Annotated in this window: 10 protein-coding genes and 1 pseudogene; 5 read left to right on the forward strand and 6 right to left on the reverse strand. The window is 70.2% G+C overall.

Features of this window, described 5'->3' with window-relative positions:
* Positions 1–18: 18 nt before the first annotated feature.
* Positions 19–1,575 (reverse strand): AMP-binding protein, encoded by a 1,557-nt coding sequence (locus AB0B40_RS10475; RefSeq protein ID WP_362263694.1) that lies wholly within the window; start codon positions 1,573–1,575, stop codon positions 19–21.
* A 150-nt stretch (positions 1,576–1,725) separates the two neighbouring features.
* Here AB0B40_RS10475 and AB0B40_RS10480 point away from each other — a divergent pair, with 150 nt between their 5' ends.
* The gene (locus AB0B40_RS10480) at positions 1,726–2,322 is read left to right on the forward strand and encodes a helix-turn-helix domain-containing protein (RefSeq protein WP_362263695.1); all 597 of its coding nucleotides are present in this window, start codon (positions 1,726–1,728) and stop codon (positions 2,320–2,322) included.
* Between the two features lie 20 nt (positions 2,323–2,342).
* Here AB0B40_RS10480 and AB0B40_RS10485 read toward each other — a convergent pair whose 3' ends face one another.
* Complete coding sequence (locus AB0B40_RS10485; RefSeq protein ID WP_362263696.1) at positions 2,343–3,665, reverse strand: MFS transporter; 1,323 nt, start codon at positions 3,663–3,665, stop codon at positions 2,343–2,345.
* Between the two features lie 160 nt (positions 3,666–3,825).
* On the opposite strand from AB0B40_RS10485, the gene AB0B40_RS10490 reads away from it, so the two are divergent.
* Complete coding sequence (locus AB0B40_RS10490) at positions 3,826–5,007, forward strand: serine hydrolase (RefSeq protein ID WP_345047791.1); 1,182 nt, start codon at positions 3,826–3,828, stop codon at positions 5,005–5,007.
* Between the two features lie 65 nt (positions 5,008–5,072).
* Here AB0B40_RS10490 and AB0B40_RS10495 read toward each other — a convergent pair whose 3' ends face one another.
* Both AB0B40_RS10495 and AB0B40_RS10500 read right to left on the reverse strand, forming a co-directional pair.
* Positions 5,073–7,322, reverse strand: a complete 2,250-nt coding sequence (locus AB0B40_RS10495) for an MMPL family transporter (protein ID WP_362263697.1) — start codon at positions 7,320–7,322, stop codon at positions 5,073–5,075.
* Positions 7,323–7,408: 86 nt separating this feature from the next.
* Positions 7,409–8,113 carry a DUF2993 domain-containing protein gene (locus tag AB0B40_RS10500; protein ID WP_362263698.1) on the reverse strand — a complete coding sequence of 235 codons (705 nt, stop codon included), beginning with the start codon at positions 8,111–8,113 and terminating at the stop codon, positions 7,409–7,411.
* 87 nt (positions 8,114–8,200) lie between these two features.
* Between AB0B40_RS10500 and AB0B40_RS10505 the strand changes: the two genes are divergently transcribed.
* Complete coding sequence (locus AB0B40_RS10505; protein WP_345047795.1) at positions 8,201–8,842, forward strand: TetR family transcriptional regulator; 642 nt, start codon at positions 8,201–8,203, stop codon at positions 8,840–8,842.
* A 468-nt stretch (positions 8,843–9,310) separates the two neighbouring features.
* Here AB0B40_RS10505 and AB0B40_RS10510 read toward each other — a convergent pair whose 3' ends face one another.
* Positions 9,311–9,448: a hypothetical protein gene (locus AB0B40_RS10510; RefSeq protein WP_345047797.1), complete on the reverse strand. Its 138-nt coding sequence runs from the start codon at positions 9,446–9,448 to the stop codon at positions 9,311–9,313.
* 614 nt (positions 9,449–10,062) lie between these two features.
* Here AB0B40_RS10510 and AB0B40_RS10515 point away from each other — a divergent pair.
* Positions 10,063–10,263: pseudogene (locus AB0B40_RS10515) on the forward strand (integrase); the annotation flags it as partial.
* Between the two features lie 431 nt (positions 10,264–10,694).
* On the opposite strand, the gene AB0B40_RS10520 reads toward AB0B40_RS10515, so the two are convergent.
* On the reverse strand, positions 10,695–11,267 hold the full coding sequence (locus AB0B40_RS10520; protein WP_345047798.1) for a hypothetical protein: 573 nt from the start codon (positions 11,265–11,267) through the stop codon (positions 10,695–10,697).
* 549 nt (positions 11,268–11,816) lie between these two features.
* On the opposite strand from AB0B40_RS10520, the gene AB0B40_RS10525 reads away from it, so the two are divergent.
* Positions 11,817–12,905, forward strand: a complete 1,089-nt coding sequence (locus AB0B40_RS10525) for an oxygenase MpaB family protein (protein ID WP_345047800.1) — start codon at positions 11,817–11,819, stop codon at positions 12,903–12,905.
* Positions 12,906–13,182: the final 277 nt, after the last annotated feature.

Genomic DNA, 13,182 nt, shown 5'->3' on the forward strand with positions numbered 1-13,182 from the left:
GCTCCGAACGGGGTGGGGTCAGTTGACGCGGCGGGCGGTGTGCGCCCAGAAGGGTTCGCGTACGGTCTTGCGGTCGAGCTTGCCGTTGCGGTTGTGGGGCAGTTCGGGCACGAAGTCGACCGAGCGTGGCTTCTTGAGGCGGTCCAGCCGGTCGGCGCAGAAGGCGATCAGTTCCTCGGCCGTGACAGTCGTACCGGCATGGGTGACGACGACGGCCTTGACGGCCTCGCCCCACTGCTCGTCGGGCACGCCGACGACACATGCCTCCTGGACGGCGGGGTGTTCGTACAGGGCGGCCTCCACCTCGGAGCAGTAGATGTTGAAGCCGCCCGAGATGATCATGTCCTTCTTGCGGTCGACCAGGAAGAGGTAGCCGTCCTCCCGCATCCACGCCAGGTCGCCGGTGTGCACCCAGCCGTCGCGGAACGTCTCGGCGGACAGCTCCGGCTCCTGCCAGTACTCGCGGACGCAGTCCGGGCCGCGCACGATGACCTCGCCGACCTCGCGCGGACCCAGCTCCCGGCCCGACTCGTCGACGACGCGTATCTCGGTGTCGTAGGACGCACGGCCGCACGACTGAAGCAGCTCCGGGTCCTCCTTCACCGCGCGGGCGATCTCCTCGCTGCTCAGGCCCGCAACCACGCTGGTGGTCTCGCCCAGCCCGTACCCCTGGGCGACGACCGGCCCGAAGAACTCCACCGCATCGCGCAGGCGTTGGGGCGAGATGGGTGCGCCGCCGAGGCGCACGCTCGTCAGCGAGCGCAGGTCGTGGTCCGCCGCGCCGGGATGGGCGAGCACCATGTTCAGCATGGCCGGCACCAGGAAGGTCGCGGTGATGCGTTCCTTCTCGACCGTCTCGAGGAAGCCCTGCGGGCTCCAACTCGGCAGCACGTAGGTGGTCGAGCCGCCGAACACCCCGGCCAGCAGGCCCATGCCGGTGGCGTGGGTGATGGGGCCGCAGGCGAGGAAGCGGGTGCCCGGGCGGGGCCGGGACTCGTCGGCCATCAGCTGCTTGCGCATGTTGGCGAGGCGGTTGCCGACCGTCTGCACCGCCGCCTTGAGCGCACCGGTGGATCCGGAGGTGAAGTTCAGGACGCAGGGGGCGTCCTCGCCGACCTCGACGTGGAACGGCAGCGCATCCCCCTCGGCCAGCAGGTCGCTGTAGGAGACCTCGCCGGGCTGCGCGCCGTCCAGGCAGACCGGCAGGCACCCGGTGCCCGCCGCGGCGATCGCAGCGAGGGCGTCCTCGCGATGCGCCGCGTCGTAGAGGAGCACGCGGACCGGGGCGTAGCGCAGGATGTGCCCGATCTCGCCGGTGCCGAGCCGGGCGTTGATCGGTGCGCGCGTCAAACCGGCCTTGTACAGCGCGAACTCGACCTCCACCAGCTCGCCGCGGTTCCAGGCGAGGGAGGCCACCGCGTCGCCGGGACGCAGGCCCCGGGCGGCCAGGGCGCTGGCCAGGCGGTCGGCCGCCCGGTCCAGGTCGGTGAAGCTCCAGACGCGGCCCCCGCAGACGAGGGCGGGGGCCTGGGGCCAGTAGCGAGCGCTGCGCGAGAGGTAGATGCCGAGGTTCATGAGGGCCTACTCAGTAGATGGCGTTCGTAGATTTACATGTCGATTGTTTGCAGACACTCTGTTCAGTAACCGACGGTCGTGTCAAGAGTCTCTAGACTGGCCCCGCACGCGTCACCGCGGCCGTGCGGGACGATCGACGAGGAGGGGTGCATGGCTGAGGACAGGCGGACCAGGCGCTCGCGCCGGGCTCTGGGGGCTGCCCTGGTGGAGCTGGTGCTGGAGCGGGGGTTCACGGCGCTTACCGTGGAGGACATCACCGAGCGCGCGGATGTGGCCCGGGCGACCTTCTACGCGCACTTCCGCGACAAGGAGGACCTGTTCGCGCGCGTGACCGCCGACCTGCTGGCCGAGCTGTCCGAGCGCCTGGTTCCCGCGGTCGCCGGCAGCGCGGCCGGCTTCACCGGCAAGCCGATCCTGGAGATGCTGCGGCACGCGCGCGAGGACCGTGATCTGTACCGGATCGTGCTGCGCGGCGAGGGCGACGGCAAGCCGCTGCAGATGTTCGTGGACGCCTGCGCGCGGGCCACGGCCGAGGAGTTCCGCGCTCGCGCGGAACGCAACGCCGTACAGCCGCGCATCGATCCCGAACTGCTGGCCCGGGTGTGGGTCGGGGAGCAGATCGCGGTGCTGCGGTGGTGGGTCGAGCAGGAGACCCCCTCGCTGCCGGCCGAGGAGGTCGTCCGCATGCTCCTCGACCTGGCCCTGCACGGCCGCTACTGGGCCAGCGGCTTCGAGCCGCCGGCCTGAGCCACGCGTTTCTCACCGGTTCACTCGACCGGGAGCAACCGGCGGATGTCCCGCTCGGGCCGGATCGCGGTCAGGGCGACCAGACCGCAGACCATCATCACCGCGGCCGACACCAGGAAGGCATGGATGTATCCGGTGCTCTGGGAGGATGCCGAGTCCAGCAGGCGTCCGGTCAGGTACGGCGCGATCAGCCCGGGCAGGGTTCCGGTGGCGGCGACGATGCCGAACACCGCGCCCCGCTGCGAAGGCGGCACGACGGCGGCCGTTGTCATGTAGTGCAGGGGGAAGGTGATGGCGTGCGCGCCGAACGCCAGCGTGACCAGCGCCAGGAGCAGCGGCCGAGCCCCGGCGAAGGGGAAGGTCGCCATGGCCAGCGCGGCGAGGGCGACGGAGATCCCCTGCGGCGCACCGCTCGACCAGCGGCTGCGCACGCCCCGCCGGTTCAGCGCGTCGACCAGCGGTGAGACGACCAGCAGCAGAACGAAGCTGAACGCCGAGACGCCGCTGATGAACGCGGCCGCCGTACCCGGTGACATGCCGAGCTGCGTGCGCAGGTAGGCGGGCAGCCACGCCTGACTCAGTGACAGGGCCCAGGAGGCGCCGAAAGCCCCTGCGATGCTTCCCGTCACCGTGCCGTTCAGCAGCAGCCTGCGGTACGGCAGCCGGCGCGCCGACCCGGAGCCGGAGGCGCCTGCGGGCGCGGACGCGTGGCCGTACGGACCGTCGTGCCCCGCGCGCCACCACAGCAGGCTCCACACTGCGCTCGTCGCCGCGAGCACTCCGAACGCCGAGCGCCACCCGAACGCGGTGATCAACCAGGTCATGACCGGCGCGGCGATCAGCGTGCCCAGCGCGGCACCGCTGATCTGCAACGCCGACGGCAGTCCCCGCCGGTCTTCCGGGAACCACTTGTACAGCGCGTGCATCGACATGGGTGCGGCCGGCCCCTCGGCCGCACCCAACAGCACCCGTCCCGCCACCAGCGCCGGCACCGAGGCCACGAAGAGCACAGGCAGCTGCGCCACCGCCCAGACGGCGGCCATGGCCACCAGGAGCACCCGGCTCGAGACCCGAGCGGAGACGAACCCTACGACCAGCCCGGAAAGGCTGAACAGCACGGCGAAGGAGCTGGAGATCAGACCGTAGGTGCTGTTGCTGATATGCAGCTCATCCATGATCGGCACGGCCGCGAGCCCCAGGACGGACTTGTCCGCGTAGTTGATCAGCATGAACGCCACGATGAGCGCGGTGACGAGCCAGGCATGCCGACGGCCGGACCGCGGGTCCGGCGGAGGATCGGGGACGTTCGGGTAAGCGGCGGGCCGGGGATGCTGCGTGGCCATGGACACTCCTGCGGCTCGGAACTGAAAGGTGAGTACGATGCCGGACAGCTTGTCTTGTAGCGAACGAACTGGTTTGGCAACCTAGGCGCCAGACAGCCGCAAGGTCAACGCCTTGACGAGCCCCACGCTCGGAAATCTGATCCGACAACAGGAGTGACCCATGTCCGAGACAGTTCCGCTGAGCGATCTGCGGTGGGCCCGCGGCTACACGGATCCCGCCTGGATCCGCCGCTTCACCTCACAGGGCCGTGAACTCTCGCCCAGCCGGCGGGTGTGGCGGGGTCGGGAGCTCGCGCGTCCCCTGACCTGCACCGAGGCGGACCTCGACGCCCTTGTCGTGACCACCGACACCGGCGTACTCAAGCTCCCGGGCCTGTTCGCCGCGGCCCAGACGGACGCGTTCCTCGTCATGCACCGGGGCCAGGTCGTCTACGAGCGCTATCCGCACGGCGCTGACGCGCACACCCCTCGCTTCAACGCCTCGGCGGCCAAGTCCTACCTCGGGCTGGTCGCGGCGACGCTGGCACACCAGGGGCTGCTGGACCGTACGGCGACGGTCTCCGCCTACGTCCCCGAACTGGCCGGAACGGCTTTCGGCGACGCACGGGTGCAGGACCTGCTGCACATGGGCACCAAGGTGAGCTATGCCGGCCGCCCCTTCGACAAGGCGATCGAGGCCCAGCGGTACCACGCGGTGATCGCCGCGCAATTGCGGCCCTTCGACTACAGCGGGCCCACGACCATCCGCGAGCACCTCCTGACGGCCCGCGCCACCGGGGCTCCGGGAGAGGAGTTCCACTACGAGAACGGCAACGTGGAGACGCTGGCCGAAGTCCTCCGCCGCGTCACGGGCCTGACCACGTCCGCGCTGCTCAGCGACCTGCTGTGGGCGAGGATCGGTGCGGAGGAGGACGCGTACTACGCCCTGGACGGCGACGGGATCGAAGCAGCCTGCGGAGGCTTCAGCGCGACAGCACGCGATGTGGCCCGGCTCGGTGAGATGCTGCGCTGCGGCGGAGCGGTCGGGGATCAGCAGGTGGTTCCGGAGGAAGTGGCCCGCACGATCACCAGCGGCGTGCCCGACGGCTACCCCCGCCGGGTGCGCTTCCCGGCCGCGCCCCCCGACTCACCGGCCACGCTCTCGTACCACGACCTGTGGTGGGTCCTGAACGACTCCTACGACTCCTATATGGCCAGTGGCATCCACGGCCAGCGGCTTTTCGTGTCGCCGGGCCTGGACCTCGTGATCGTCCACTTCGGCTCGCAGGTCATGTCGCCCGCCGTGCCGCCGGTCCCGCTGGTGCAGGCGTTCGTGCGGATCGGCGAGCACCTCAACTCGTAAAGCCGCGCTGAAAACAGCGGAGTCCGTGACCGGGTGACGGTCACGGACTCCGCTCGGCTGTTGCGTCAGCGCGGGTTCTCCTGGAAGGTTTCGCCGACCGCGACCGGGGCGCCGGGCCGGTGCCGGTCGTCGCCGCCCGTCGGCTGGTCCGCGGCAAGCTGTTCGCCCTCGATGTCGAGGTCGGGCAGCAGCCGGTCGAGCCACTTCGGGAGCCACCAGCCCGCCCGGCCGACGAGTGCGAGGACGGCGGGGACAAGCGTCATCCGGACCAGGAAGGCGTCGATGAAGACGCCGACGGCCAGGGCGAAGGCGATCGGCTTGAGCATGGTGCTGCCGCCGGGAATGAAGCTCGCGAACACCGCGAACATGATCAGGGCGGCGGCGGTGACCACGCGGGAGGCGTGGCGTGAGCCGGCCAGGACGGCCTCGCGGGGTGCGGCGCCGTGGACGTGTGCCTCGCGCATGCGGCTGACCATGAACACCTCGTAGTCCATGGCGAGTCCGAACAGCACCGCCATCACCAGGACGGGCAGGATGCTGACCACCGGCCCGGTCTCCGGGACGCCGAGTGCGCTCGCCAGCCAGCCCCACTGGAACACGGCCACGACCGCGCCGAAGGTGGCGGCCACCGACAGCAAGAAGCCCAAGCTGGCCTTCAACGGGACGACCACCGAGCGGAAGACCAGCAGCAACAGCAGCAGTGACAGGCCGACGACCACGAGCGCGAAGGGGATCAGGGAGCTCGCCAGCCGGTCGGAGACGTCGATGTTCACGGCGGTCGTACCGGTCACGGAGACCTCGGCCCCTGTCCGCTCGTGCCAGGTGGGTGCCTCGTCGCGGATGTGCTGGACGAGGTCTTTCGTCTTCTGGTCCGAGGGTCCGGTCTTCGGTACCACCTGGATCACGGCCGCCTCCCCGTGATCGATGACCTGTGGTTTTCCGACCGCGGCGACGCCGTCGGCGGTCTTCAGGTCCTTGACGAGGCTTGCGGTGGCCGCATGCGGGTCCGGGGCGTGGGAAGTGTCGGCGTGGACGAGCAGCGGGCCGTTGAAGCCGGGCCCGAACCTGTCGGAGACGGTGTCGTACGCCTGCCGCTGACTGCTGCCCACGGGGGCCGAACCGTTGTCCGGCAGCGCCAGTTGGAGGTCCCTGGCGGGTACCGCGACGGCGAGCAGGCCGACGAGTACGGCCAGCAGGGTCAGCAGCGGCCGGCGGATCGCCAACCTGCCCCAGCGCTCCCCCATGGTCCTGCGGCTGCCGTGCCCGGTGCCGCGCGCGGACTGTTCGCGGCGGGCCGCGCGCGAGCCTGGCTTCGGACGTAGCCGGTCACCGGCGAAGCCCATCAAGGCCGGCAGGAGCGTGGTGGACACGCCGACCGCGATCAGCACCGCGGCGGCGCCGGCCACGCCCATCACGGTCAGGAAGGGGATGCGGACGACGGACAGGCCGCACAGCGCGATGATCACCGTAAGACCGGCGAAGACAACCGCGCTGCCCGCGGTGGCGGTGGCCCGGGCGGCCGACTCCTCGGTGTCCATGCCGGTGGCGAGGTGGGAGCGGTGACGGGAGAGGAGGAAGAGGGCGTAGTCGACGCCGACCGCGAGGCCCAGCATCGAGGCGAGGGACGGGGCGGTGCTGGAGATGGTCAGCACACCGGTGAGCGCGGACAGTCCCAGCATGGTGACGGCGACGCCGGCGACAGCGGTCAGCAGCGGCATGCCGGCCGCGAACAGCGAGCCGAAGGTGATCGTGAGGACGACGAGGGCGACGGCCGCTCCCAATAGTTCCTTGGTGTGGCCGGTGCTCTTGCTGCTTCCGTACGCGGACCCGCCGACCTCTACGGTGAGCCCGGCGTCCTTCGCCGGCTCTGTGGTCTTCTCCAGCGAGGTGAGGCTGTCCCCGTGCAGGCCGGCGCGGGTGACCTGGTAGCGGACCTGGCCGAGTGCGGCGGTGCGGTCCGGCGATATGACCTTGTTCCGCGCAGGGTCGGTGACGCCGACGACCTGGGGCGCCTTGTAGGCCTTCGCCATCGTGGCGCTGACAGCGTTGGCGTACCTCGGCTCGGTGATTGCATGACCCCTGGGCGCGACGAAGACGATCTGGGCGCTCGTCCCGGCTGCCGAGGGCAGTTCCTTCTTGAGGGTGTCCATCGCGGTCTGGGCCGGTGAGCCCGGGACGGTGAACTCGTCGTCGGTCGTGCCGCCGAACGTGATCACGCAGGTGACGGCCGCGGTCAGCACCAGCAGCCAGGCGGCCAGCACAGCCCGGCGATGCCGGAAGGCACCGCGGCCGAGCCGGTAGAGGAGGGAAGCCATGGGAAACGTGCTCCTTGAGAGGGACTTGCGGGGCTGAGCGGCACCTTCGGGGAGAAACCCGCGGGCAGACGCCGGGAAGCGCGGGATCAGGCGTCGAACGCGGCGCGGCCGCCGCTCAGAGTGAGCCGGAGGCCGTCATCGGTGACCTGGAGCCGACGCGGTGCCAGTTCCAGCGGGAGGTCGGACAGGGGGACGGTGCGGCCGGCTCTGGCCGTGACCTTCTTCGCCAGGGCGTCGGGGAGGGGGCGGCCGGCGAACGTGGGCCGACCAGGCGTGACCCGGATCGTCAGGCCGTCCAGAACCGGGGTGACCGCGACAGCCAGAGCACCGGCACGGCCGATGTGCACGACCAGCCGTCCGTGCGCGGGATCGGGCACCACCACGCTCTCCGCAGGGCCCGCGCTCGCGCCCGCGACCAGAGACGCGGAGCAGATGTCGACGGTCACGGTGGACGAACCGACCGTGCCGCCCTTCCGGCTCCGGCGCACCTGACGAAGGTGGGCGTCGACACGGAGCCCGGTCAGGTGCCGAGCGGCCACGTCGTCTGCGGTCAGCTCGACGTCCGCGAAGGCGCCCCGCGCCAGCTGCCAGAGCACGGGTGTGGCCCCGAGCCCGACCGCCGGTCTGGTGCCCAGACGCTTCGCGGCCGCCGTCGCGATCCGATCTGCGATCCGTCCCCGCGTCACCACCTCTGCCGTGCCGGCGAGAGTGACCAGGACGAGCACGGAGGCCAGGGAGACCACCGTGCGGCGAGGGAAACCCAGCCCGACCAGTCGACCAGAAAATGTCATGACTGACACGGTACCCGTACTGTCAGGACTGACAGTTTCAGGAGAGCGGATCCCGGTCCCGGACGGCGGGCGTGCCAGGATGAAGGCGTGGAGGAGCGCAACGTGCAGGAGATGGGGCGGCGGGACCGCAAAAAGGCCGCCACGCGCGGGAGTCTGCTGCGTGCGGCCACCCGCATGTTCGCGGAGCGCGGCTACCAGGAGACGACGGTCAAGGACATCGCCGCGGCGGCCGGTGTGACCGAACGCACCTTTTTCCGCTACTTCCCCTCGAAGGAGGACCTGGTCTTCGCGGAGATCCTCGACTTCGTGCCGCTACTCGTGAAGGAGATCGCCGGCCGCCCGGCGAGCGAGCCGCCCTACACGGCCGTACTCAACGGCCTGCTCACCGCCGCCCAGGGCCTCAACGGCGGCCTGGGCATCCTCTTCGTCGGCGTACCACCTCGCGCCCTGTCCACCGGCACACGGCGCAGCGGCGTGCTCACCGACCTCGAGGACGGCATCACCGAAGCACTCGCCGACCGCCTCGCACGCCGGTCACCGGACGAACCGGCCCCCACCCGCTCCCTGCACGCCTCCGTCCTGGCCCGCGCCTCGGTCGCCGCCGTGCGCAGCGCCCTGATCGCCTTCACCACTCGCGACGAACCGGTGGCCGGGCCGCCCACCCCCGTCGAGGACTTCACCCAGCTCCTGCACCAGGCGTTCGCCGTGCTGCGCGGCAACGGGGCATGACGGGGACGCGATGCTCGGCCGCGCCCTGGCATCGAGCCGGTGGAGGCGTTACCGGCCCGCCCGGCGACCAAGGGGCGGGCCGCAGCCCAGCAAGGCGCAGCAGGCATTCCCGCGCCTCGGTCCTCCGCTGGGTGTGCCACTCCCCCGGCGTCGAGGTGCCGGCCGTGCTTCGCTCGACGGGGCCCGTGCCGTCTCGGACGTCCCGTGGGACAGCGGCCGGCCCGGAGACTTCGGCAGCCAGCAGGCGGGCCGGCCGGACAGGAAGCTCGCGAACACCGTGAACGTGGTCAGCGTGGCCGCCGTCACCGCGCGTGAGGCGCGGCGCGAGCCGCTCAGGATCGTGTCACGCGGGGCCGCCGTACGGGGACAGCAGGGTCCGGAACGGTGAGTCCGGGGCGCACGTCGCGAGCGGTGTGTGCCTGGTGCCGTCGTGGAGGAAGTCGGAGTCCGTCTCGTCGGCCGGCAGGATCAGGTCGTGTCCGCGGGTGATGTCGTGATGCCGTCGAGGATCTCACCAGGCCGTACGGCCCCCGTGGTGTTGCTGGGATTGATCACCACGCCGGCTTGGTCCGGCAGCGGTTCGGGATCGAGCCCGTAGCGCCGCATCCTGGCGGCCAGCCACCTGAGGGCCCGAGCCGGGTCGCCGGCGCAGATCGGGAGGAGTCGCCGCGCGTCAGCCCGCGGCGGCCTCGTTGTCGTAGCGGGCGCGGTCGGCGGTGACCTCGTCGTGGTGGGACCGCCGTCGTCCGCGACCGGGCGAATCTCACCGAGCGGCACGCCGATCCGACGTCAACACGGAACGACTTTCTCGACCGCGCTCGGTCACCGCCGCCGAGAAGGGGCAGGACGTCGTCGTCAGCACCGTCGTCGGGTCTGGGACTCCCCCGGCCTGCCCGACTCATGCACGCCCACGGCGACGCCCTCGACCACTACCGCACCGTCACCGACGCCACTTCCCTGATGATTGAGCGAGTTCAAGCGTCAGGGGAGGCGTTGGTTGAACGAGTGGCATGTGGTGCGCGTGCCGGATCCGGAACGCTGGGGGACGCTGCCGCCTGAGGGGGTCCTGGGGGCACAGGACCCGCCGGCGGCGGTCGCCCGGATGGGCTTTGGGCCCGGTGATCCGGTGGTTCGTGGCGCCGGATGGCACGGTCGACCGGGATCTGCTTGCCTTCGTCCGCTCTCATGAGTTTCGGAACCTGGAGCGGGAGACGAAGCGGATCCAGTACGGCCACATGCGCACCGTCCTGGACGCACGCACCTCCAGCGGCTAGGGCTCCCGCGGCATCCACGCCATCCTCGACGTCGAAACGGCATTGGCCGCCGCCGACACCGCCGCGCGGCTGCGGGACCACGCTGCGGCCGGCGAGAAGATCTCCGGTCCCGCCGCCCGCAGGGCCCTGACCGCCGCCGCTCGCACCTAGCGCTTCGAAGGCCGCCTCGTCCCCCGCACCTTCTCAGCGCGTTCTGCCAGCTGCACCCGCTACTCGATCGTCCACGTCAACGCATCCGCGATGAAGACCCCTCCCGCCGCGGAACCTACGCAACAGGCCGAGGATCTTGCCCGAGAACCGCAGAGGACACCCGTGACAGACGGTCACGTGCTACCGATCTCCACCCGGACCAGCACGAGCACTTCCCCGGGACAGCACACCAGCTCCGCCGATCAGCAGACAGGTTGGCGTGGGCTCGCTGCGGAACACCCCCGCTGGAGCGGGGGTGTTCCGCAGCGAGCCGCCGTCAGAGGGTCGGAGGGGTCAGCAGATCCGGCTCTGTCGGCTTCTCCCAGGGGCGCAGGTCCGCAGCAGCCGCGCGGGGCCGCCGCGCCTGTCGGCCTTCGTTGACCGGGGGGTCAGGCGGCCGACCTCGGGTCGATCTTCCAGCGCATGTTGGTGGGCGCGTTGGTTCCGGTGAAGTGCTTGAGGGTCACGTACACATCAGGGTGGGGGTAGTTCTGCGACTGCGAAGTGATCGCCCACTGCCGGAAGTTCGCTCCGGCCGGGGTGATGGTGTAGGTCTCGGAGGTGCCGTCCTCGCGGACGATCCAGTCCTGTGCCGGACCGCCGTTGCAGTTGGTCACGGTCAGCGGGCCGTTGTCCTTCGCGTTGTCCGGCACCGTCAGACAGGCCGGGGTCGGGTTCTTGATCGGTTCGGTCTCGATGACGTAGTGGTCGCCGTACTTCTGCTTGAGTCGCCAGACCGACCCCGAGCCCTCATTGGCCAGCGGCCACGGGTACCACACCTGGACGTACTGCGGCCGGTTCTCATTCTGAGTGTCGGTCTGCAGGTAGAAGCCGGTCGATGCGTTGCTGATGATCACCGCCTGGTCGCTGGGAGGGTAGCCGGGGCCGTTGGCTGCGGCCGGGGCGGCCGCAGCCACGCTTGCGGAGAGAGCCAAACCGAGCAGGAGAGCGATCTTGCGCATGGACGGTCCCTTTCGTCGAGCGGCATCTGCCGGGGGTATCTGTCGTCGACGTCCCTGCCCCTACGGTCGACTGCAAAAAGAGCCCGCCCCGGAATGACTCCGAATGAGGGAGGGGTGTTCGGATTGGCGTACGGCTCGACGGCCACTTCTGGAGCCGTTGCGGAGATTGTGCAGGATGCGGCCGTCGGGGCCGACGAGCACCGCCCCGGCGGTGACGTGGCCGGGCCAGGGGTTTGCGGTTGGTGAGGTCGTCGCCGTCGTCCAGAAGGCCGAGGAACCGCATCGACATCCACCAGGTCGCAGTCATCGGCACGGTCGTGCGCCCCTGGTTACGCCCCCGGTGTGCATCTTCGTCACTCCTTCGTGGCATTTCGGTCTCGGACTGCAATGGTGAAGATCAACTGTGTGGCGCGCCGGGGGTTCGATCCGGTCGGCGCCGCATCCCCGTGGGTGCGTCGAGAGGAGTGAGCTGTGACCTTGACGGCTGAGACCGTGGAAGCCGAGATGGAGGCCGCAAACCAGGAGTGAGACCCGGCTGCGGACGCGCTGGTGTCCGATCTCATCGACAACAGGGAGGTCGACGGCGTCAACGGCCTGTTCCGCACCATCGGGACACTCAAGCCCCGCATGCCCATGGACGAGCTGTCCAACCTTCCGGAACGGCTCGCGCAGTTCCTGCACGATGCCTCCGAACAGCCGCCCGGCTGGAGCGAGGCCGACGTCAAGGCCGCGGAGGGCTTCTTCGCTCACCATCACGGCGTGGCCTCCATGCTGCAGGGCACCGTCGGCCTGATCGGCACTTACCTCTCCCCGACCGGCGCCCACACCCTGCGCACCACCGGGCGCCTGGGCGGCGTGAACGGTTTCGGCCGGCGGCTGTCGCAGTCCTCGCGCCTGTTCATCGGCATGGGTGACAAGGACGCCCTGCGCAACGGCACCCTGGCGGCGACCGTGACCAAGGTACGCCTGGTCCACGCCTCCGTCCGCCAGCTGCACAAGAAGAGCGGCCAGTGGGACTACGCCAAGTGGGGCGAGCCGGTCTCCCAGAAGTACACCACCGGCGCCATCGGCGTCTTCAGCGTTCAGATCCTCCAGGCTATGAAGAACCTCGGCGTCCATGTGGCGCACGACGACGCGCAGGGCTTCGTGAACGCCTGGCACTACATCAACCACTACCTCGGCACCCCCGGGAAGTGGCTGATCCCCAAGGACGTCGACCTGGTCGACCGGATCTGGAGCATCATGCGGGAAAGGGAGTGGCAGCCGGGCGAGGACTGCAATGTCATGACCGCGCAGGCGCTGAAGTTCTACAAGGAGAAGATGCTCCCGCCGGGCTTCTACGAGCCCTTCATCGCCATGGTCCGCACCGCGTTCACGGACAAGTACGCCGACATGGCCGGCATCCCCAGGAGCGCCGTCGACCTGGCGGCCAAGCCCGCGGCGGCCATGCACAGCCTCTTCAGCAGTACTGTCGGCGGCGTGGGCGGCGGCAGCGCGAAGAAGGCAGTCGGGGTCAACCCCCACGACGAGATCCTCGGGGTGGCGTCGAAGGCGTTCAATCAGGTCGAGCTCTACGCCCTCACTCACGACCAGGACGACCAGCCCCAGATGCACCAGGAGCTCCACGACAACCGCTGAAGGCTCAGCCGACTCCGATACCGCCCTCGCGTGCGGGTGACATGGTCGTCGGCCAGCCCTGGCCGCACTCGGCCTGGACGCCGTGGCCGCCCGCCTCCAGGCCTGCTCCGGCCCGCCGGGTGCCAGACGGCTGTGCACACCAAGGGCATCGCTGAACAAGTTCCATAGGCACCTGATGATCAGGACGGAGATCAAAGACGTCCGGCCCCTGGGTACGGGGCAGCGCGACAGCCGCCGCCATCAGCGGCGCCGGCACTCGGAGGTGCCCGAACTCGTC

Origin of the sequence: Streptomyces sp. NPDC042638 (assembly GCF_040647235.1) — a bacterium.
Classification (GTDB): domain Bacteria; phylum Actinomycetota; class Actinomycetes; order Streptomycetales; family Streptomycetaceae; genus Streptomyces; species Streptomyces rameus.

Excerpts from the sequence above, each read along its gene's own strand:
- AB0B40_RS10495 (WP_362263697.1), bottom strand. The coding sequence starts at position 7,322 with ATGGCTTCCCTCCTCTACCGGCTCGGCCGCGGTGCCTTCCGGCATCGC.
- AB0B40_RS10520 (WP_345047798.1), bottom strand. The coding sequence starts at position 11,267 with ATGCGCAAGATCGCTCTCCTGCTCGGTTTGGCTCTCTCCGCAAGCGTG.
- AB0B40_RS10490 (WP_345047791.1), top strand. The coding sequence starts at position 3,826 with ATGTCCGAGACAGTTCCGCTGAGCGATCTGCGGTGGGCCCGCGGCTAC.
- AB0B40_RS10510 (WP_345047797.1), bottom strand. The coding sequence starts at position 9,448 with ATGCGGCGCTACGGGCTCGATCCCGAACCGCTGCCGGACCAAGCCGGC.
- AB0B40_RS10500 (WP_362263698.1), bottom strand. The coding sequence starts at position 8,113 with ATGACATTTTCTGGTCGACTGGTCGGGCTGGGTTTCCCTCGCCGCACG.
- AB0B40_RS10475 (WP_362263694.1), bottom strand. The coding sequence starts at position 1,575 with ATGAACCTCGGCATCTACCTCTCGCGCAGCGCTCGCTACTGGCCCCAG.
- AB0B40_RS10485 (WP_362263696.1), bottom strand. The coding sequence starts at position 3,665 with ATGGCCACGCAGCATCCCCGGCCCGCCGCTTACCCGAACGTCCCCGAT.
- AB0B40_RS10480 (WP_362263695.1), top strand. The coding sequence starts at position 1,726 with ATGGCTGAGGACAGGCGGACCAGGCGCTCGCGCCGGGCTCTGGGGGCT.